Here is a 19,910-nt window from a genome sequence, read left to right as displayed (position 1 = left end):
CCCCCCGAGGAGTAGGAGGAAGCGACATGCCCCTGATGGAGATCGAGAGGCCGACGGCTGCCCAGGCGGCGATGGCCGACGTGCGAGAGGAGCTGGCCCGCCGCGCGCGTTCCGGATCGGCAGGGGCGTGCCCCGTGGAGCTGGCCGGCGCGCTCGTGGGCCTGTGCGCCGCGCAGTCCTGCGGCAAGTGCGTGCCGTGTCGCGTGGGCCTGGCCCAGATGGCCGCGCTCATCGGCCGTATCCTCGACGGCGGCGCCGATGCGGCCGACCTGCGCACCTTGGAGCGCACGGCCCGCGCGGCCTATGAGAGCGCCGACTGCGCCATCGGCTACGAGGCGGGCGCCGCGGTGCTGCGGGCCCTGGACGGCCATGCGGCTGACTTCGCCTCCCATGTGGGGTGCGGGCGCTGCGCCGCCGGCCCGCGTGAGGCGGTGCCCTGCCGCTCCGGCTGCCCGGCGCACGTGGACATCCCCGGCTACGTGGCCCTCGTGCATGCCGACCGCCCGGCCGACGCCGTGCGCCTCATCCGCAAGGACAATCCCTTCCCGCTGGCCTGCGCGCTCATCTGCGAGCACCCCTGCGAGGTGCCGTGCCGTCGCGGCGTGGTGGACGCGCCGGTGGGTATTCGCGGCCTCAAGCGCTACGCGGTCGAGCGTGCCCCCGAGGCCTTCGACCCCGCCAGCCCCGCCGCCGCGCCCTTCCGCCATCCGGCCACGGGTCGGCGCGTGGCGGTGGTGGGCGGCGGGCCTGCGGGTCTCACCGCCGCCTACTACTTGGCGCTCATGGGACACGCGCCCGTCGTCTTCGAGCAACGCGACCGCCTGGGCGGCATGATGCGCTACGGCATCCCCGCCTACCGGTTCCCGCGCGAGGAGCTCGATCGCGAGCTGGATTGGCTGCTGGCCCAGGGGATCGAGGCGCGCACGGGCGTGTCGGTGCCCGGCGACGTGACGTTGACGGCCCTGCGCGAGGAGTTCGACGCCGTGTACCTGGCTGTCGGCGCCCACGCGGAGAAGCGCCTGGGCGTTCCGGGCGAGGACGCAGAGGGCGTGCTCTCCGCCGTGCAGATGCTGCGCGCTATCGGCGACGGGCTCCAGCCGGACTTCTCCGGCGAGCGCGTGGCCGTGGTGGGCGGCGGCAACGTGGCCATGGACGTGGCGCGCTCGGCGGTGCGCCTGGGCGCGGCCAGCGTAACCGTGGTCTACCGGCGCCGCGCGGAGGACATGACCGCCCAGCGCGAGGAGGTGGAGGGCGCCATCGCGGAAGGCTGCGACATCCTGGCGCTGCACGCCCCCCTGCGTGTGGTGGCAGAGGGTGGGCGCGTGACGGGGCTGGAGGTTCAGCCCCAGGTCATCGGCGCCTACGACCGCGGCCGTCCGAAGCCGCGCGCCGCCGATGCGCCGCCGATGACGCTGCCCTGCGACCGCGTGCTCGTGGCTATCGGCCAGGGCGTGGACTCAGACGGCCTGATCGATGACGGCGTCCCCGTGGAGTGGGGCCGGGTGGTGGCCGGCCCGTTCGGCCAGGTGGAGGGGCTGCCCGGCGTGTTCGCCGGCGGCGACTGCGAGACGGGCCCCGCTACGGTCATCCGCGCCATCGCGGCTGGCAAGGCGGCGGCGCGCAACATCGACGCCCACCTGGGCTTCAGCCACGACATCCGCTTCGATGGCGACATTCCCGCCCCGGCGGGCGGGGGATGCGGGCCCTGCGGGCGCGCGGACGCGCCGGAGCGCCCTGCGGCCGAGCGCCGAGGCGACTTCGCCCCGGTGGAGGGCTGCCTGACTGACGAGGAGGCCGCCCAGGAGTCCGGCCGGTGCCTGCGCTGCGATCGCTTCGGGCTGGGCGCGCTGCGCGGAGGAAGGAGCCTGTCATGGTAAGGGCCATCATCAACGGAGCGCCCGTCGAGGCGCCGGAGGGCGCGACCATCCTCGCGGCTGCCCGCGCGGCGGGATTCCGCATTCCCACGCTGTGCACGATGGAGGGGCTCTCCGACATCGGCGCATGCCGCGTATGCGTGGTGGAGGTGGAGGGCCGCGAGAGGCTGGCCGCCGCCTGCAACACGCTGCTCGAGGAGGGAATGGCGGTGCGCACCGACACGCCGCGCGTGCTCGAGGCGCGTCGCGTGAACGTGGAGCTGCTGCTCTCCCAGCATGATGCGCGCTGCGCTCTGTGCGTGCGCAGCGGCAACTGCGTGCTCCAGTCGCTCGCGCGCGATCTCAACGTGATGGACGTCCCCTACGAGACCGCCGTCACCCGCGACGTGTGGGACGCCAGCTTCCCGCTCATTCGCGACAGCGCGAAGTGCGTGCGCTGCCTGCGCTGCGTGCAGGTATGTGCGAAGGTGCAGGGCTGCGACGTGTGGGACGTGCGCAACCGTGCCACGCGCCTTGACGTGGCCGTGCGCGACGGCCTGCCCATCGACCAGGCCGGCTGCGTGCTCTGCGGCCAGTGCGTCACCCACTGCCCGACCGGCGCTCTGCGCGAGCGAGACGATACGGCGGCGGTGCTGGCCGCCCTCGCCGACCCGAACGTGGTCACTGCGGTGCAGGTGGCGCCGGCTGTGCGTACCGCCTGGGGTGATGACCTGGGAATTTCGCGTGAGGAAGCTACGGAGGGCCGCCTGGTGGCCGCTCTGCGCGCCCTCGGGTTCGACTACGTGTTCGACACCAACTTCGCCGCCGACCTCACCATCATGGAGGAGGGATCGGAATTCCTGGAGCGCTTGGCGCACGCCGGGGCGGCGGGCGCCGCGGAGGGTGGTGCCTGCGGTGCTGCCGGGGCGGCGGGCGCCGCGGGGGCCGGCCCTGGCGCCGTGCCCGCGCTGCCGATGTTCACCTCGTGCTGCCCCGGCTGGGTGCGCTACCTGAAGGCGCATCGCCCGCAGTGGCTGGGGAGCCTGTCCTCGGCCAAGTCGCCGCAGCAGATGTTCGGCGCCACGCTCAAGGAGTACGTGGGCCCGAAGCTCGGCATGGACGCCGACGGCCGGCGCGTCTTCTGCGTGTCGACGATGCCCTGCGTGGCCAAGAAGTACGAGGCTGCGGTGGGGGAGATGGCGCGCGGCGACCAGCCGGACGTGGATGCCGTGCTCACCGTGCGCGAGCTGGCGCGCCTCATGCGCGTCAAGCAGCTGAGACCGGCTGCGCTGGGCGAGTCGGCCTTCGACGACCCCATGGGCGAGGGCACGGGGGCGGCGGTCATCTTCGGCGCCACCGGCGGCGTGATGGAGGCGGCCCTGCGCAGCGCCTACGCCCTGGCGGTGGGGAAGAACCCCGACCCGGACGCCTTCAGCGAGGTGCGCGGCCTGGACGGCTGGCGCGAGAAGACCTTCGACCTGGACGGCACGCCGGTGCGCGTGGCCGTGGCGAGCGGCCTGGCGAACGCTGCCCGGCTGCTGGACGCCCTGGAGGCGGGCGGGGCGGCGTACGACTTCGTGGAGGTCATGGCCTGCCCCGGTGGCTGCGCGGGTGGCGGCGGGCAGCCTATCCGCGAGGGACGCGAGCTGGCCGGTGAGCGCGGCCAGGTGCTCTACGGCCTGGATCGTCAGCGCCCCACGCGCTTCAGCCACGAGAATCCCCAGGTAGCAGCTGCCTACGATGAGTTCCTGGGAGCCCCTCTCTCCGAGAGGGCCCACCACCTCCTCCACACCTGCCAGGCCGACTGGAGCCTCTAACTAGTAGGGGGTGCCTTTGCGGGCACCCCCTACTTCACGGGCAGCGGCTTGCTTTTCCTGCGCGCGCTTTCTCCGGAGGCGCGCCCGAGGCTTCTCGCGTCCCGCTCGCCTTCCCTGACCTCCCCCCCGGGGGGGGAGCTCTCCGGGGGGGGAGGGGAGCCTACTTCTCCTTCGGCTTGCCCAGCGTGACGGCCTTGGTGGGGCAGTGCTCTGTGCAGTCGAGGCAGCCGGTGCAGTCCTCCAGGTCACGCGGGGTGGCGGTGGCTACGCAGAGGTCCTCCGGACAGACGGTGGCGCACGTGCGGCAGCCCTCGCCGTAGAGGCACTTCTCCGCGCGGGCGCGCGGCTGCGGCAGGAACGGGAGCCGCACGTGCAGCTTGGCTATGACCCCGAAGAAGAAGCCAAGCGGGCAGATGGCCGCGCACCAGCGCCGCAGCAGGAACACCTCGGCCAGCAGCATGGCGGGGAACACGATGAGCTCCCAGCCCGGCTGCCAGGTGACGAACATGCGGCTCACCGCGAACAGCGTTCCGAACGCCAGCCCGATGGGGCAGAACAGGCAGAACACGGGGAAGTGGATCACCAGCAATACCGCCAGCAGCACGGCCAGCACCAGGCCCTGCGCCGCCAGGCTGCTGCGACCGCGCGCGGCGTTGGGGTCGGCGCCGGCACGGCGTCGACGGTCGCTGCGGGTGCCATGGGTGCCGCGTCGGCGGGCGCGGTGGTGGCGGAGGTTGCGGGTGCGTCGGCGGTCGCCGTGGGCGTGGTGTCGAGTGCGGCGCCCACGGCGACCGCCGCCACGGTTCCCGACGCCGCGCTGCTCCCGTTCTCCAGAACCGCCGCGGCGTTCGGGCGCGTGACCTGCGCGTCGTTGGCCTTTCCTGTGCCCTCCGCCCCTTGGGGGGGGGCGGCGTTGTCCTTATCCATCCCCTTCATCTCTTTCCCCCTTGGTTCTCGTGCTCGGACCCCTTCGCGGACGCGCAGAGCCAGGCGCTCCTGCGAAGGGGCGTCCGGCCTTGCGGAGGCCGGGCAGCGCCTCGTCAGTCCAGCATGTCGTCCAGCAGCAGCGCGTCCTCGCGGACGAAGGCTGCGGTGAAGCGGGCGAGCGACGGGTAGAAGCCGTCCGCGTCGTCGGTCGATGCCGCAGCATCGAGGTCGGCGCAGAATCGATCAACCCAGTTCAGCAGGTGGTTTCGCGCGAATGTCAGCGACTGGCGCACCGTCTGGTCGGCCGCTTCGTCGCCGGAGGCGTCACCTGTCGTGAGGAAGGACTCGGCTCGGTCGGCTAGCGTGGCCATGAAGGCTAGTTCCACGGCCAGGTGGTCCTCCGGCTCGGTGAAGGAGGCGCCCTTGGCCAGGTGCTGCTCGCGGTAGGCGCGCACCACCTGGGCGTAGGCGTCCTGCATCATGATGCCGCGGCCGCTCGTGTACACCGACTCGTAGGGGAAGGCGTGGCGCGCGGTCAGCGGGCCCATGCCGAAGAACACCCGGTCAAAGGTGACGGCAAGCTGCTCAAGGGCGGCCTCGTCTGCGTCGGCGAGCGCCGCGCGCATGGCGTCCAGCGTCTCGACGAGGGTCGGGTCATCGCTCGCGAAGGTGAGCTCGCTGGTCAGATCGCGGGCCAGGGCGTTGTCTACCTCGCTACGGTAGCAACGTGAGAGCAGGCGATAGACGTTGGCGCGGCCGGTCATGAGCGCAGCCAGCGCCGCGCGGGTCTGCGGGTCGAGCGTCGGTGCCGTGGGCTCGGCGCCGGCTGCGGTCGCCGGCGCGGTCGCGGAGGTGCTCTCGGACATGGGTGACTCCTTCCATTGGATGGTTTTCGGCGTCCTTCCGCAGCTTGGCGCAGCAGGAAGGGCCGTTTTTGGTCATTTCGTTCGAAATTCCGAGGGGGAGCGGGCTTTGCCGGCGTCTTTTTTGATGGTTGCGACTGGTCGATTTTTCTGACCTGGGTTAACGTCGTCAAGCAGGGTGTTGGAGGGTTGCCATGCCTCGGAATTTCGAACGAAATGACCAAATTTCGGCGAAGAACGTGCATTCGGCTGCACCTCCCGCAGTCGGGAGGTGGCGCGCCATCAGGGGGCGGGGCCTCGGGGTGCCCGCCAGGGGGAGGGCTCGCCAGGAACAAGACGCTTCGGCCGGGGTTCCTGCCAGGAGGGGGCTCGCCAGGGGGTCTCCCGCCAAGGGGCGCTCGGCGTGAGGCGGCAGGGCGGGGGCGACTCGACGCGCCCGGCTTGGCGCGCAAGCCCCCGGCGCGGGAGCTCGCTCGGGGGGGGGGTGAAAACGGGAGAAGCCGGAATCTCTAGGGGGTGAGATCCCGGCTTCTCCTGTGCTTCAGACCAATACTTATATTAGACTATATCTAACAAAAGTCAACAGAAACGCGAAACCTGCCCGCAAAATGTTGGCGTCGGTCGCGTCGTGCCAGTCACGCAACACAGCCTTCCCTGCCTAGAAAACTCCTGGAAACATTCGGCCTTTAGCTTGATAGACGGCAGTTGAGAGGGAGGCTCTCGATCTCGCGTGGTATCTTTTCCAGATACGCGTCCGCGGCGAGCAGGGAGCCGACCGGGACACGGAGACAAGTGAGGAGCGTACCCCGATGGCGAGAGTCTCAGACATCTACGGATCCATGGTGTTCAACGAGCACACGATGCAGGAGCGCCTGCCCAAGGCCACCTACAAGCAGCTCATGCGAACCATCAAGGAGGGCGTGCCGCTCGACATCGACGTGGCCAACGTGGTCGCCCATGCCATGAAGGAGTGGGCCATCGAGAAGGGGGCCACTCACTACACCCATTGGTTCCAGCCCCTCACCGGCATCACCTCCGAGAAACACGACGGCTTCATCGACCCCACCGACGACGGCCGCGCCATCATGACGTTCTCCGGCAAGGAGCTCATCCAGGGCGAGCCCGACGCGTCGAGCTTCCCCTCCGGCGGCCTGCGCGCCACCTTCGAGGCCCGCGGCTACACCGCGTGGGATCCCACCTCCTACGCCTTCATCAAGGACGAGGTGCTCTGCATCCCCACCGCCTTCTGCTCCTACACCGGCGAGGCCCTCGACAAGAAGACGCCGCTTCTGCGCTCGATGCGCGCCATCGAGGATCAGGCCCACCGCGTCCTCGAGCTGTTCGGCGATGATGCCGCCACCCGCGTGACCACCACCCTCGGCGCTGAGCAGGAGTACTTCCTCATCTCCGAGAAGGACTACGAGAACCGCCTCGACCTGGTGCTCACCGGGCGCACGCTGTTCGGCTACCCGCCGTGCAAGGGCCAGGAGCTCGAGGAGCACTACTTCGGCGCCATCCGCCCCACGGTCAACAACTTCATGAAGGAGCTCGACGACGAGCTGTGGAAGCTGGGCGTGTCGGCCAAGACCAAGCACAACGAGGTGGCCCCGGCCCAGCATGAGTTGGCGCCCATCTTCGCCGAGACCAACCGCGCCATCGACGAGAACCTGCTCACCATGGAGGAGATGAAGCTGCTGGCCAGCCACTACGGCTTGGTGTGCCTCCAGCATGAGAAGCCCTTCGAGTCCATCAACGGCTCGGGCAAGCACAACAACTGGTCCATCTCGGCCGGCGGCAAGAACCTGCTCGACCCCGGCGAGAACCCCATCGAGAACCTGCGCTTCCTCGTGTTCCTCACCGGCGTCATCCAGGCGGTCGACGAGTACCAGGAGCTGCTGCGCATGTCGGCCGCCAGCGCCGGCAACGACCATCGCCTGGGCGCCAACGAGGCGCCCCCGGCCATCGTGTCCATCTTCCTGGGCGATGAGCTGGGCGCCGTGGTGGACGCGCTGGTGGACGACCATGACTACACCTCGGCCGAGCGCGTGGCCATGGACCTGGGCGTGGACGTGCTGCCCAACTTCCTCAAGGACAACACCGACCGCAACCGCACGAGCCCCTTTGCCTTCACGGGCAACAAGTTCGAGTTCCGCATGCCCGGCAGCGCGCAGAACCTGTCGGACAGCAACATGATCCTCAACACCGCCATGGCCAAGTCGCTCAAGGAGTTCGCCGACACCATGGAGGCCGTGCCGGCCGAGCAGTTCGAGGCCGCTGCCATCGACTACATCAAGCGCACGCTGACCGACCACCAGCGCATCATCTTCAACGGCGACGGCTACTCCGACGAATGGCCCCTGGAGGCCGCCCGTCGCGGGCTGGCCAACAACCGCACCACGGCTGACGCGCTGCCCTGCCTCGTGGCGCAGAAGTCCATCGACCTGTTCGAGGAGTTCGGCGTGCTCTCCGAGACCGAGGTGCGCAGCCGCTACGAGGTGAAGCTCGAGAAGTACAACAAGATCATGAACATCGAGATCCGCACCATGAAGCGCCTGGTGCGCCGCGACTACCTGCCGGCCATCAACAACTACGCGGCCGAGGTGGCGCGCAACATCTTCCAGGTGCGCGGGGTCATGGCCGATGCCGACCTGAGCCCGCAGGAGGCGCGCCTGCGCCAGCTGACCGAGGGCGCGGCTCGCGTCAACGTGCTGCTCGAGAAGCTGCACGAGCTGCATTACGCCTCGCTCGAAATCGCCGACCAGCAGGAGCGCGCCAATATGAACGCGCACGAGATCATCCCCGTCATGGACGACCTGCGCGCGGCCGTCGACGCCATGGAGATCATCGTTGCCCACGAGCACTGGCCGGTGCCCACGTACAACGAGATCCTGTTCTACGCGTAGGAAAGCGCAGAACAGAGGGGCCCCGGCGCCAAGCGGCGCCGGGGCCCCTCTTGCGTGAAGGCGCGAGTTGGGGCACGCGCGAGGAAGCGGTGCCCGACCAGGCCGCCCGACCAGGCCCCGCTGCGGGCGCCCGTGGGCTCACCGAGCGGCGCCCGCCCCCCCCGTTGCCTACAAGTCGCAGTTGGCGTGCGCCCCGGGGCAGGCGGCGCGGCGCACTATCCAGGTGAGCACGGCGGCTGCCAGCAGGGCGACGCCCACGGGCAGCAGCGTGGCCAGCAGCTCGGCTGGCGCGGGGACGTAGGCCGTGGCCAGCCCGAAGGTGGCGTCCCAGTCGAGGTAGCGGCCGGTCGAGATGGGGTAGGGCCCGGTGGTGTAGGGCGTCCCCGACAGCTGGAGGTACAGCGACGGCGCGTTGTACGCCGGGTACAGCAGCATCATCCGGTGGGCGAGGATGCCCGCCATGGTGAGCACGGCCGCCGTCGCGCACCACGGCCGGCTGCCCTTGCGGCCCACAGAGAACAGGATGGCCATGGCCACGGCGGGAAGCACCAGCTCGCTCGCGTACAGCGGCGCGTAGGCGCCCAGCACATCCAGCACGCCGCCTGCCTGCGGCGTGCCCTCGGCGACCACCAGGGCCAGGTCGGCCAGGGCGAGCACCAGGTGCGCCGCGATGGCCCAGGCGCAGAAGCGCGCCAGCCACGAGACGGCCCCCGCGGCCCCGGCGCCCTCCTCGGCGGGGGCGGCATGGTCGGCCCTGGGGGCCTCGGCCGCGCCCTCCTTCCGCAGCCGGCCGCTCACGCAGGCGATGAGCAGCATGAGCGCCGAGCCGCTCACGAAGGCCACGGCCAGGAAGTCCACCGGCATGATGGGCGTGGCCCACCAGCTATGCGCGCTCTGCGTGGAGAACAGCAGCCCCTCCACCACCTGGAGCGCCACCGCGGCCACGCCGGCCAGCACCGCCCACAGCTGGGTGCGCGGGGACTGCCGGGCCATGGCCACCAGCTCGATGACGGCCAGCACGATGAACGCCGTCATGGCGATCATGTCCCAGGCCAGGGGCGAGCGCAGGTTCAGGCCCACGATCATGGCCAGGATGTTGCGCAGGGCGCCCAGGTCGGCCAGGATGGCCACGCCGGCGCCGGCCACGCAGGCGAGCCCCCACGTGGCGGCGGTGCGCGCTAGCGGCCGCAGATCCTCGCGGCCGGTCAGCCAGATGGCGCTGGCCACCAGCTGCGAGCCGGCGCCGAAGCCCACCAGGAAGGCGAACATGGCTATCATGACGCCCCACAGGAAGATGTTGGTCATGCCCGAGTGGGCGAGCAGGCCCCCCGAGAGCTGGATTCCCCAGCCGACGGCGCCGGCGACCAGCAGCACGGCGCCGACGATGCCCACGATGCGCGTTGACTTCTCCATGACCTTACGCCCCCTTCTCGTCAGCCGCGTCTTCCAGCGGGTTTTCCTGCGACACCTCATGGGATGCCAGGTAGAAGACGTTGGGCTCGGTGTGGTACTCGTCGCCCAAGGTGAACGGCTCGCGGTCGGTGCCGTCCAGGTACGTCCGGATGGCCGAGCTCGCGTCGTCTAGGTCGCCGAAGATGCGCGCGTTGCCCGGGCACGCGGTGCAGCAGGCCGGATCCTCGCCCTGGGAGGTGAGCTGCGCGCAGAAGGTGCACTTCTCCATGACGCCCTCGGGGCGCTCGGGCGTGTACACCAGGTGGCCGTCGTCGCGGTAGTCGCGCGGGTAGCCGTACTCGTAGGCGGTGTCGCCCAGGCCCACCATCTTGGCGGGCTTCCCCCAGTTGTACTGGCGCACGCCGTAGGGGCAGGCGCTCGCGCACATGCGGCACCCGATGCAGCGCTCGTAGTCGATGAGCACCGTGCCCGTGTCCGCGTCAACGTAGGACGCCTGCGTGGGGCAGGCGGTGACGCAGGGGGCGTCGGTGCAGTGCTGGCAGCTGATGGGGACGAACTCCATGCGCAGCTGGTCGTCCACCTTCACGGCCACGTCGTATTCCGGGGTGCCGCTGGTGAACACGCGGTTCCACCAGATGCCCTGGGGCTGGGCGTTGAAGTTCTTGCAGACCACCGCGCAGGTTCGGCACCCGATGCAGCGGTCGAGGTCGATTGCCATGGCGTATCGCATGATCTACGCCTCCTTCCCGTACTCGACGGGCGAGGCCGCCCCCGCGCCGCCCTGGAGGACGCTCTTGCCGGTGTCGGTGACCACCTGAGGCCGGCCTCCCTCGTACAGGCGCACGTTGCAGGCGGTCTCGTTCCAGGCCATGTTGGGCGACCAGACGCTCACCAGGTAGTACGCCTCGTTAGTGGGATTGATCCACGGCCAGATGAGCGAGTTGTAGCTGGTGCCGTTGTCGTAGTGCGACCACCAGCCCTGATCGAAGATGCACTGCGTGGGGTAGACGCCGGGATCCTCCACGAGCTGGCCCTGCACGGCGCCGCGGTCGTTGTAGACCTCTACCCAGTCGCCGTTCTTGAGGCCGCGCTCGGCAGCGGTGGCGGGGTTGAGCCACACCTTGGGCGTGTTGTCCTGCATCTCCAGCATGAACGGGCTGTTCACGTAGGTGGCGTGGACGCGGAAGGCGCTGTTGCGTGTGGTGTAGCCCAGCGGGTAGAGCTCGCGCGCGTCGGGGTTGGCGGCGTACTCCGTGTCTTCGAAGGGCGGCTTGTAGCAGGGAAGCTGCTCGCCCAGGTCGAGGAAGATGTCCTCGTCGCGGTAGAACTCGATGCGCCCGGAGCGCACGAACTTGGAGGTGACGTCGAGGGGGTTCGGGCGCGAGACGGTGGGGAAGGGGATGCGCTCGTTGACCTGCTCCCAGAAGGGTATGCGCTTCTCGCCGGGGTTGCTGTGGGCCAGCTTGCCCGGGCCCTCGCGCAGCAGCTCAGGCGTGAGGTGGTTAATGGTGGGGCCGCCCTCGCGCAGCAGCAGCGCCAGCACCTCGTCGGCGCGCTTCTCCGAGTCCTCCGGGGCGAAGCGCGGCCACGCCTCGGCCTTCGACGGGTCGATGCGGTTGGCCAGCTCGGTGAGCACCCAGATCTCCTCCTGGGCCTGGCCCGGCGGGTCGACGATGCGCTGCTGGAGCTGCACGTAGGGGTGCAGCGGGGTGGTGGTGAGCTCGGTCTTCTCGTACCAGCTGGCGCAGGGGAAGGCGACGGTGGACTCGGCCACGGTGAGGGTGCGCTGGAAGTCCAGGCTCACCAGGCACTCGATCTGGCCCGAGGCCAGCGCGCCGCGCAGCCAGTCGGCCACGTTGTGCTGCTCGAGCGGGTTGCCCCAGCCCACCACGAGGGCCTTGAAGCCGTCCTTGGGGTAGGTGGCCTTCATGAGCGGCGTGGGGCCGTTCACCGCGTAGTGGAACGGGCAGGACGCCTTGACGGCGTCGGGCGGCACCATCCAGCTGGCGGTGTTGAAGCGCGTCTTGTATTGGCCGACATAGGTGGAGATGCCGCCGCCCAGCTGGCCGATGTTGCCCGTCAGGCACGCCACGAGCGCGCAGGCGCGGCCCTTCAGGTCGCCGTGGTACCACTGCTGGGTGCCACCGCCGAAGATGATGTGCATCGGCTTCACCGTGGCGGCCTCGCGGGCGATGCGCGTGATGACGTCGGGATCGATGCCGCAGATGACGGAGGCGTCCTCGGGCGTGTATGCTTCCAGCTGCTCGGTCAGCAGCTGGAAGCCCGTCTTGGCCTGGACGGTGCTGCCGTCCTTGAGGGACACGTCGAAGGAGCCGGTCAGCGCGTAGGCGTTGTCGGGCAGCTCAAGCGGCGTCACCGCGGCCAGCGCGCCGATCGCCTGGTCGAAGGCCACGAAGCTCGACCGATAGTCGGGAACGTCGGGCACGGCGGCGAGCCCCGCCACGTCGTCGGCCAGGATGCGCTTGCCGGTGGCCAAGTTGATGAGCAGGGGCGCGTCGGTGTAGGTGGCCATGAAGTGGGCGTCGTAGAGCCCCTCGTCGATGATGACCTTGGCCATGGCCAGCGCGAAGGCGCCGTCGGAGTCGGGTGCGATGCGCACCCACTCGTCGGCCTTCTCCGCCGAGGCGGAGTAGTTGGGATCGAAGTAGATGACCTTGCCGCCCGCCTCCTGGGAATAGGTGAGGAAGTGCGCGTCGGGCATGCGCGTGACCATGATGTTGGAGCCGAAGATGAGCGTGAGCCGCGAGTCCTCCCAGCAGTAGGACTCCAGCTCCTCGCTCTGGCAGCCGAAGGTCTCGGGCCAGAACATCGGCAGGTCGCCGTTGAGCTCATAGCCGCCGATGACCGACCAGCCGAAGGTGTTGGCAATGCGCACGAGCGCGCCCTTCTGGATGTGGCCGGTGCCCTGCACCTGGTAGATGACGCCCACGGAATTGGGGCCGTACTCGTCCATGATGGCGCGCAGCCGGCCGGCGGCGTCGTCGAGCGCGGTGTCCCAGTCCGCTTCCACCTGCTCGCCGGCCTCGTTGCGCACGAGGGGCATGGTCAGGCGGTCGGGCCCGTGGAGGATGGTGTTGACGGAGAGTCCCTTGAGGCACCCGCGCGGATTGTAGTGCTCGTAGGGATAGTCGGCGGCTTGGCGCACCATGCGCACTTGGCCGTCTTCCACCCACGCCTCGACACCGCAGGCGCCGGTGCAGTTGGGCGAGCAGGTGGTGCGCACCCAGCTGCCCCCGAGGGGCTCGGCTGGGGTGAGCGCGTCAGCGGGATCGGCGCCCCCGATGGCGCCCAGTCCCACGGCCGCCCCGCCCGCCGCGGCGGTAGCGACGAAGGTGCGCCGGCTGATGTCAGGAAGTTTCATAGGCCCTCGCCTTCTCGTGTCGATGCCAGTGATTCCCCCATTGTGGAGGTGGCATGGACGAAGAGCCTCTTGGCAGCCTCATCCGTAACAGCCTCAGAAGCCATCTGAAACCAAAAGGTTGAGCGTGCCGCGAAGGGGGCGCGGAATCCTCCGGAGCGCGCCTAGCCCCGCGCCTCGGCTATCTCCCCGGCGAGGGGCGCTGAGACAGGGTGCTCGAGGGCCTGGTAGAGGGCGCGCGGCGTCATGTCCACCAGGTGCTCGCAGAACTGCTTGAGCGTATAGGGAAGCTCGTTGTTGCGGAATCGCGACGCCATGACCACCTCGCAGGTCGGAAAGGCGAGTATCTCGAACTCCGGCTGGTCGGTGAGGGGCTTGCGCTGGAACTCGAGGATGGTCTCGCGCAGGTTCTGCTGGCGTCCGCGTACGAAGGACGGCACGGCAGCGTCGTAGTCATCGCAGTTGGACGCCTCGCGGAAGAGGCAGGTGAACCGCGCCATGTCGCGGGTGGTGATCAGGTGCCCCTCGAACCACGTGAGGTCGCGGCCGATGCGGAAGATCCCATTGGCGTGGCATTGCCGGCTCAGCCAGTTGACCACAGCGTTCTTGTCCTCGAAGTTGTGGTAGAAGTTCGAGCGGCTCACGCCTGACTCGCGCACGATGTCCTCGATGCGGATCTTGCCGAAGGGCTTCTGGTGACAGAGCCTGTCCATGGCCTCGGCTACCTTCATCTTCGTGAGGTACGAACGCGAGTAGACTCGGTTGTGCGAGGTTGCCTGATTTGCCATGGCGTCTCCTGTCTGCTAAGGACGGAAGTCCGGAATGCAAAGTCGATCATAGTGCGATCGAGGATGAAAATCTAACCTAAAAGGACGTTTTGCCAGATTTGTCCCATCACTCGGAACGCTCCAAGGCCATCGCTCCTTGAGTTAGCCGCCGTTCGCCGCCTACCTTCTCCCTATCGTCGAATGAGACGAAAGGTCATCGATCGCGTGAAAGGGGAGAAGGGGTCGCCTATGACGAAGGAAGAGAAGAGAGCTGAGGTATTCCAGTCTGGCAGGGCGTGGATCGTGGCGTGCATCGCCATCATCGCCTCCATTCTGGTCTCGGTCAACAGCAACAAGCTGCCGGCCACCGCATCGCTGGTCATTCCGGCGCTCGGCATGGATGAGGGCATGTTCGCCAACATCATGTCGCTCAACGGCTACGTCGGCCTGATCATGACGTTCGTCGTGGCCGCCATCATCATGCGGTTCGGGGCGCGCAAGGCTACCACGCTCGTGCTGGCCTGCGCCGCGGTGGGCGCCGTCATCAGCGCCGCGGCCACGGACCGTGGCGGTGCTCATGGTCGGCCGCCTCATCGAGGGCGTCGGCTACGCCTGCATCGGCTCCACGGTGCCGGTCATCATCTCCGAGTGGTTCCCGCCGTCCAAGCGCGGCGTGCCCATGGGCCTGTTCTCCGTGTGGGTGCCGCTCGGCTCCATGTTCATCATGGCCAGCTCCGGCTTCTTCTTCACCGTGGGCGACCCGCAGACCTACCACAACGTGTTCTGGTTCGTGGTGGCGCTCCTGGTCATCGTCACGGTGCTGTGGGTGGCCGCCATCCGCGACCCGCAGGTGTCCTACCTTGAGGAGCAGGATCCCGCGGCGCCCAAGCCCAAGATGTCCGAGGGCTTCAAGAGCCTGTCCTGCTGGATCTCCATGATCGCCTTCGCGGCGTTCTCGCTGGGCACCGCCTGCGTCATGAACTTCGAGACGCTCTACCTGGTGCAGACCATGGGCATGGACCAGCTGGCCGCCAACGGCATGATGAACATCGCGAACATCGCCGTGGTGGTCGGCGGCATCGCCATCGGCGTCGTCATGAACCTCTTCACGGGCAACGGCCAGCGCCTTGCCATCCTGGTGGCGGCCTCCGTGGTGCTCGGCGCGTCGTTCTCCCTGGCGTACTCCATCAGCGAGGGGCTGCTCGTTCCCTGGCTGATCGTGTTCGGCCTGTCCAACGGCGTGGTGCCGGCCATCTTCTTCACCATGGTGGCCGAGATTGCCCCGCGGCCCGAGCTGGCGGGCATCTCCTCGTCGCTCATGAGCTGCGGCCAGTGCGTCGGCGGCATCCTGTTCGGCCTCGTGGGCGTGGTGGTGTCGAGCGCCGGCTGGGGCGCCTGCACCGGCCTGCTCATGGGCGTGGGCGCGGTTCTCATCGTCGGCTCCATCGCCTTGTTCGCGGTCATCCGGGCCCGTGACGCCAAGCGCGCCGCCTAGCCGCCCCGCGCCATCCAACTGCCTATCCGTCATCTGAGAAGAGAAACAAGAGAGTAGAGAGGAACGAGGAAGCATGGAATTTAAGAACGACCTTGGCAAGCCGTGGAAGTTCCAAGATGGGGACTTCACCGTCATCCGGTCTTCGGTGTGGTCGCCCCCGGGCTGCCATCCGGTGGGGTGCGGCATCAAGCTCTACGTGGACAAGGACGGTCGCCTCGACCACGTGGAGGGCGACGAGAACGACCCGGTCACCGGTGGCCGCCTGTGCCCGCGGTGCGTGGCGCTCAAGGACTACATCTACAACCCCACGCGCGTCATCTACCCCCAGAAGCGCGCCCGGGAGGAGCGCGGCAACGCCGAGGCCTGGGAGCGCTGCAGCTGGGATGAGGCCCTTGACATCATCATGGACAACTGGCGCCGCCTCACCGACGAGTACGGCCGCGAGACGCTCGCCATCTTCGTCGGCACCGGTCGCGACGGCATGCTCTCGCAGGACTTCCAGCTGTCCATCTTCCGCACGCCCAACCTGGCCTACACCCAGTCCGGCTACGCCTGCTACCAGCCGCGCATGATGTCGTCCCAGATGGTGCTCGGCGCGCTCTATCCCGAGCTCGACTACGCCGGCGGCCTGGAGGGCGGTTATGACGATCCCGAGTACACGGTGCCCGAGCTCATGATCCTGTGGGGCAAGATGCCGCTGGCCTCCAACCCCGACGGCTTCTTCGGCCACGCGATCATCGACCTCATGAAGCGCGGCGCCAAGCTCGTGACCATCGATCCGCGCGTCAACTGGCTGGCCACCCGCTCCGTCCTGCAGCTGCGCCTGCGCAACGGCACCGATGCGGCGCTCGCCATGGCGATGTGCAACATCATCATCTCCGAGGACCTCTACGACCACGAGTTCGCGGAGAAGTGGACCTACGGCTTCGACGAGTTCGCCGAGCGCGTGGCCTACATGAAGCCCGAGGACGCTGCCCGCATCTGCGAGGTTCCCGTCGAGGACATCTACACGGTGGCTCGCATGTACGCCGCCGCGCATCCCGCCTCCATCGCCTGGGGCCTGGCCTTCGACCAGAACACCAACGGCATGCAGGCCGGCCAGTGCGTGCTCGCCATGATCTGCCTGTGCGGCAACCTGGACGTGCCAGGCGGCAACATCGTGGCTGACCTGTCCATGCCCGAGGACCTCACGGGTGCCGCGGCCGCCGGCCAGTCGGCTCACAACACCGACACCCGCGCCTTCATCACCGAGGGCTGGTACCAGATGACCGACGAGGAACGCGACAAGTGCATCGGCATGGACAAGTACCCGCTCTACTGCAACCAGATCACCGGCGCGCAGGCCGACTGCGTGCTCGACACGCTGGAGACTGACGAGCCGTACCCCATCCGCATGGCGTGGATCGCCAACACCAACCTGCTCGCGCCCACCAACTCCGCCGAGCCCACCCGCTGGCACGCCGCCTTCCAGCGCTCCATCGACTTCGCCTTCGGCACCGACTGCTTCATCACGCCCACCATCCAGGCCGTGTGCGACGTGTTCCTGCCGCTTTCCACCGTGGCTGAGCATGACGGCGTGAACCGCACCCACTACGGCGCGGCGTCCATCACCACCGGTTGCGGCAACAAGGCCATCACCGTGGGCGAGGCCAAGTCCGACCTGGAGATCTACTGCCTGCTGGCCGAGCGCATGGCCGCGATGTTCCCCGACGACCCCAAGGCCCGCTTCGCCCACGAGAAGTACCCGGACTATCACGACTACCTGGAGAAGAACCGCCTGGAAGGCCGTCACTCGTTTAACGAGGTGCGCGAGCTGGTCAAGTTCAAGCGCAAGGTGTACTACCGGAAGTACGAGACCGGCAAGCTGCGCCCTGACGGCCAGCCTGGCTTCCTCACCCCGACGGGCCGCGTGGAGCTGTGGTCGTCCGCCTTTGCCCAAAACGGCATGGATCCGCTGCCCTACTACTATGAGCCCGATCTGAGCCCGCGCATCCCGGAAAAGTCCGCCGAGGAGCTGGAGCTCAAGAAGAACCCGCTCGTCCCCGAGGAACTCGACGCCAAGTGGCATGAGCGCGATCTGCCCCATGAGGAGATCATCGAGAAGTACCCCTTCATCATGTCTACGGGCCATCGCCGCTACTCCTCGTTCCATTCTGAGCATCGCCAGGTGGCCGTGCTGCGCGAGCTCGACCCGAACCCGAGGATCGAGATCAACCCCGCAGACGCCGAGCGCATCGGCCTGGCCGACGGGCAGTGGTGCGAGATATCCAACATGTTCGGCAGCGCCAAGTTCAAGGCCCGCGTGATGCCCACGGTGCACGAGGGTCACGTGGAGGTGGATCACGGCTGGTGGTTCCCCGAGCAGGACGGCAGCGAGCCCAGCCTGTTCGGCGTGTGGCAGTCCAACTGCAACGACCTCGTTCCCGCGCACCACAACAACGCCCTCGGCCTGGGCGCGCCCTACAAGAGCGCCTGCTGCAACGTGGTGCCCCTGAAGGAAAGCTACGACGTGGACATGGCCGCGTTCGACGAGAAATTCGGAAAGTTGGTGTAGATTATGCCCCAGTACGGACTGCTTATCGATTACGAGTTCTGCACGGGATGCCAGAGCTGCGAGGTCAGCTGCAAGGAGCATCATCACTTCCCCGTGGGGAAGTGGGGGATCCGCGTCATGGACGACGGCCCGTGGCAGAAGGACGACGCCAAGGACGAGGGAAGCTGCTTCAACTGGAACAAGATCCCCGTTCCCACCGACCTGTGCGACCTGTGCGCCGACCGCATCCGCGACGGCCGCGAGCCGGTGTGCATGCACAACTGCCTGGCTGACGTGATCCGCTTCGGCACCATCGAGGAGATGGCCGTCGAGCTAGCCCGCAAGCCCAAGCAGGTGCTGTGGACTCCCTGCGAGCTCGAGCTCTAGACATCCGCCGAGCGCGGCGCGGCGGGGTGGCCGCGCCGCCTCGTGGGGCCGGCCGGACGTAGTGCCCGGCCGGCCCTTGCCGGGTTGGCGGACGCGTCCGTCAACCCAAGAGAGGAGGGGTTGTGGCTTTGCGTGCTTCCTCGTCGCGCTCGCTGGGCACGACGAGCGTCATCGGCATTCTCGCCCTGTTCTGCACCATGAGCGAGTTCGCCATCCTCACGCCGTCCATCGCGGCGTTCTCCCATCACTTCGTAGGCACGGACATCACCACCATCATGCTGGCCAACTCCATCACCGGCATCGTGTCGGTTCCGGTCAGCGTCGCGTCGGGCGCCCTGCTGCCCCGCGTGGGATTCAGGCGGGCCGCCATCGGGGGCATTCTCGTGATGACCCTCGGCGGCGCCTTCCCCTTCCTCCTGCCCGACATCACCGACTACGGGATCGTCATCGTCTCGCGCGTCGTCGTGGGTCTGGGCCTGGGCGTCATGTTCCCCGTGGGCAACGCCGCTATCATCGCCCTGTGCGAGGGTGAGGAGCGCTCGCGGCTTCTGGGCCTGGGCATCACCATCCAGTTTGTCTTCAACATCATCTACACCACGGTGGCCGGCTACCTCACCGAGCTGGGCTGGAACTACTCGTTTCTGGCCTATCTCGTCGGGCTCGTGCCGCTCGCGGCGGTGCTGGCGTGGATGCCTGAGGCCAAAGACGCCGTGAAGGCCGCGCCGTCGCACGCGGGCGCTGACGCAGGGGAAGGGGGCCGCGCCAGGAGCGCGGTGCCGCCGGCGGTGGCCGGCTACGCCTTGTTCGCTCTGGCGGGGTGGACGTGCGTCGTCACCGTGCAGGTGGTCACGTCGTCGGTGCTCGACTGGCGCGGGCTGGCCGGCCCGGGCGAGGCGGCCCTCGTCATCAACTGCTGCGGCATCGGGACCATCCTGTGCGGGCTGCTGTTCCCCGTGCTCATCCGCTGGCTCAGGGGGCGCCTGTTCGGCGTGGCGGCCCTGCTTATCGCCGTGGGCATCGTCCCGTGCCTTCTAGCTGAGAGCCCGCTCGTCTACGCCCTGGGCGTGTTCGTCCTTGGGTTCGCGGGGTCGGCCTTCTTCACGGCGGCCCAGAACGCCGCAGGCAACATCGCGCCACCCGATCGCGTGCCCTTTGTCAGCGGCGTCATGACCTCCATGATGAACCTGGGGCCGTTCCTCGCTCCCTACGTGTTCTCCGCATCCATGGTGGCGCTGCCCGGCCTTGGGCTCGATGCCGTGTTTCCCGTGCTTATCGGGCTTGCCGTCGTGGTAGCCGTCATTGGACTCGTCCATCCCATGCGGGCGCTCGTGGCCCGACGTCCGGAGTAGGCGGCGGTCATGCCCCGGTGCTTTGCGTGCATCCACTGCGGCAAGTGCGGCCCGCCGTCCTCCGACGCGCGGGTGAGGCCGGCGGGCTACTGCGCGTTCTGCGGCACCCAGAACGCCGCTGGCGAGGTGCGCTGCGCCCGCTGCGGCAAGCCGCTGCCATTGCCGCCCGGCGCGAGGCGCGGACTGGCGGAGCGCTAGCGCCGAGGAGCGCGCCGGGCAGGCGG

At 68.5% G+C, this 19,910-nt stretch carries 16 protein-coding genes; 8 read left to right on the top strand and 8 right to left on the bottom strand.

Annotation, left to right across the window (positions count from 1 at the left end; all coding sequences use genetic code 11):
- Positions 1-26 precede the first annotated feature (26 nt).
- Both AC6I0Y_RS10710 and AC6I0Y_RS10705 read left to right on the top strand, forming a co-directional pair.
- A complete protein-coding gene (locus tag AC6I0Y_RS10710) occupies positions 27-1,877 on the top strand; it encodes an NAD(P)-binding protein (RefSeq protein ID WP_497731799.1) in 1,851 nt (616 codons plus the stop codon).
- The gene (locus AC6I0Y_RS10705) at positions 1,871-3,670 is read left to right on the top strand and encodes a [Fe-Fe] hydrogenase large subunit C-terminal domain-containing protein (protein ID WP_497731797.1); all 1,800 of its coding nucleotides are present in this window, start codon (positions 1,871-1,873) and stop codon (positions 3,668-3,670) included. The genes AC6I0Y_RS10710 and AC6I0Y_RS10705 overlap by 7 nt, the downstream gene beginning before the upstream one ends.
- Positions 3,671-3,830: 160 nt before the next feature.
- Here AC6I0Y_RS10705 and AC6I0Y_RS10700 read toward each other — a convergent pair whose 3' ends face one another.
- The 3 genes from AC6I0Y_RS10700 to AC6I0Y_RS10690 form a co-directional block, all read right to left on the bottom strand.
- Complete coding sequence (locus tag AC6I0Y_RS10700; protein ID WP_497731795.1) at positions 3,831-4,283, bottom strand: 4Fe-4S binding protein; 453 nt, start codon at positions 4,281-4,283, stop codon at positions 3,831-3,833.
- Complete coding sequence (locus tag AC6I0Y_RS10695) at positions 4,250-4,597, bottom strand: hypothetical protein (RefSeq protein WP_497731792.1); 348 nt, start codon at positions 4,595-4,597, stop codon at positions 4,250-4,252. Before AC6I0Y_RS10695 ends, AC6I0Y_RS10700 begins: the two co-directional genes overlap by 34 nt.
- A gap of 113 nt (positions 4,598-4,710) precedes the next feature.
- Positions 4,711-5,463 (bottom strand): TorD/DmsD family molecular chaperone, encoded by a 753-nt coding sequence (locus AC6I0Y_RS10690; protein WP_497731789.1) that lies wholly within the window; start codon positions 5,461-5,463, stop codon positions 4,711-4,713.
- 806 nt (positions 5,464-6,269) lie between these two features.
- Here AC6I0Y_RS10690 and AC6I0Y_RS10685 point away from each other — a divergent pair.
- Entirely contained in the window at positions 6,270-8,363 is a 2,094-nt protein-coding gene (locus AC6I0Y_RS10685; RefSeq protein ID WP_497731786.1) for a glutamine synthetase III family protein, read from the top strand.
- A 168-nt stretch (positions 8,364-8,531) separates the two neighbouring features.
- Here AC6I0Y_RS10685 and nrfD read toward each other — a convergent pair whose 3' ends face one another.
- The 5 genes from nrfD to AC6I0Y_RS10660 all read right to left on the bottom strand — a co-directional run bounded on the left by nrfD (position 8,532) and on the right by AC6I0Y_RS10660 (position 14,347).
- A complete protein-coding gene (nrfD, locus tag AC6I0Y_RS10680) occupies positions 8,532-9,776 on the bottom strand; it encodes an NrfD/PsrC family molybdoenzyme membrane anchor subunit (RefSeq protein WP_497731783.1) in 1,245 nt (414 codons plus the stop codon).
- 4 nt (positions 9,777-9,780) lie between these two features.
- Positions 9,781-10,506: a 4Fe-4S dicluster domain-containing protein gene (locus tag AC6I0Y_RS10675; protein WP_497731780.1), complete on the bottom strand. Its 726-nt coding sequence runs from the start codon at positions 10,504-10,506 to the stop codon at positions 9,781-9,783.
- Positions 10,507-10,509: 3 nt separating this feature from the next.
- The gene (locus tag AC6I0Y_RS10670; RefSeq protein ID WP_497731777.1) at positions 10,510-13,158 is read right to left on the bottom strand and encodes a molybdopterin-dependent oxidoreductase; all 2,649 of its coding nucleotides are present in this window, start codon (positions 13,156-13,158) and stop codon (positions 10,510-10,512) included.
- 161 nt (positions 13,159-13,319) lie between these two features.
- The gene (locus AC6I0Y_RS10665; RefSeq protein WP_497731774.1) at positions 13,320-13,943 is read right to left on the bottom strand and encodes a TetR/AcrR family transcriptional regulator; all 624 of its coding nucleotides are present in this window, start codon (positions 13,941-13,943) and stop codon (positions 13,320-13,322) included.
- 170 nt (positions 13,944-14,113) lie between these two features.
- Entirely contained in the window at positions 14,114-14,347 is a 234-nt protein-coding gene (locus AC6I0Y_RS10660; protein WP_497731771.1) for a hypothetical protein, read from the bottom strand.
- Between the two features lie 146 nt (positions 14,348-14,493).
- Between AC6I0Y_RS10660 and AC6I0Y_RS10655 the strand changes: the two genes are divergently transcribed.
- The 5 genes from AC6I0Y_RS10655 to AC6I0Y_RS10635 all read left to right on the top strand — a co-directional run bounded on the left by AC6I0Y_RS10655 (position 14,494) and on the right by AC6I0Y_RS10635 (position 19,884).
- Positions 14,494-15,417 carry an MFS transporter gene (locus AC6I0Y_RS10655; RefSeq protein ID WP_497731768.1) on the top strand — a complete coding sequence of 308 codons (924 nt, stop codon included), beginning with the start codon at positions 14,494-14,496 and terminating at the stop codon, positions 15,415-15,417.
- 73 nt (positions 15,418-15,490) lie between these two features.
- The gene (locus tag AC6I0Y_RS10650) at positions 15,491-17,971 is read left to right on the top strand and encodes a molybdopterin dinucleotide binding domain-containing protein (protein WP_497731766.1); all 2,481 of its coding nucleotides are present in this window, start codon (positions 15,491-15,493) and stop codon (positions 17,969-17,971) included.
- A gap of 3 nt (positions 17,972-17,974) precedes the next feature.
- The gene (locus AC6I0Y_RS10645) at positions 17,975-18,337 is read left to right on the top strand and encodes an oxidoreductase (protein WP_497731763.1); all 363 of its coding nucleotides are present in this window, start codon (positions 17,975-17,977) and stop codon (positions 18,335-18,337) included.
- A gap of 122 nt (positions 18,338-18,459) precedes the next feature.
- Positions 18,460-19,686 (top strand): MFS transporter, encoded by a 1,227-nt coding sequence (locus tag AC6I0Y_RS10640; RefSeq protein ID WP_160708129.1) that lies wholly within the window; start codon positions 18,460-18,462, stop codon positions 19,684-19,686.
- A gap of 9 nt (positions 19,687-19,695) precedes the next feature.
- On the top strand, positions 19,696-19,884 hold the full coding sequence (locus AC6I0Y_RS10635; RefSeq protein WP_160708131.1) for a hypothetical protein: 189 nt from the start codon (positions 19,696-19,698) through the stop codon (positions 19,882-19,884).
- Positions 19,885-19,910 lie beyond the last annotated feature (26 nt).

This window comes from Adlercreutzia sp. St.1H8 (assembly GCF_059728655.1).
This window is presented reverse-complemented; position numbering and strand designations above follow the sequence as displayed.